The organism is Oleiphilus sp. HI0125 (assembly GCF_001635355.1).
The window spans coordinates 1-694 of the sequence record NZ_LWGF01001219.1; the positions used below are offsets into that span (position 1 = coordinate 1).

Here is a 694-nt window from a genome sequence, read left to right on the forward strand (position 1 = left end):
TGCAAACGGAGAAGTGTGATCAGAAACTCCAACCGCTAAGGCTGGCACAGAAGAGTTTGTAGACAGCATACAAATTAAACGTAGATATCAATACCGAGCAATTCGCCGCCCTGATATGACTGTCCGGCCTGCTCTGTTGCGAAGTATTCCTGTAGCGCTTGTTTGTTACGCCCTGTGAGATTTTCGCTTCGTTGCAACTGCTCTAAACGCTCTACTTGTCTCAACTCGGCTTCACGCAATACTTCTGGGGATGCGACGACGCGCGCATCGGCCATAGGCGCTTCTAACACCTGTTGGGCTTGCTTTTGGTCTTGCCTCTTTTCAGTGGCACCAGGCTGCAGCGACGTAAGATTAATTGAAGGGTTGCCGACTTGCATCGAATATCACATATTTATTGAGGTTGCTGAAGTGTAATGCAAAAACACACTAGGCGACAAATACTAGTACAAAAAGAACAAATCCCAAGGCCAGACGATAGATAACAAAAGGCAAAAACCCTATCTTCTCTAGCAACTTTAAGAAGAAATGAATACACAGATAAGCACTTATAAAAGAAACAAAGGTTGCAAAAGCAATCAACTGCAATTGGGCATCATGCCCTGTTTCTAACAACTCTTTAGTCTTCAGCAATCCAGCTGCAGCAATCAATGGGACAGAGAGCAAGAATGAAAAACGAGCAGCAGCATCACGCGTT

2 protein-coding genes are annotated in these 694 nt (G+C 45.0%); both read right to left on the reverse strand.

The features are described 5' to 3' along the window. Positions 1–74: 74 nt before the first annotated feature. Entirely contained in the window at positions 75–377 is a 303-nt protein-coding gene (locus A3762_RS21200) for a hypothetical protein (protein ID WP_068755831.1), read from the reverse strand. A 49-nt stretch (positions 378–426) separates the two neighbouring features. Continuing rightward, positions 427–694 (reverse strand): undecaprenyl-diphosphate phosphatase (locus A3762_RS21205; protein ID WP_304439314.1); only part of this gene is annotated, 268 nt, incomplete at its 5' end.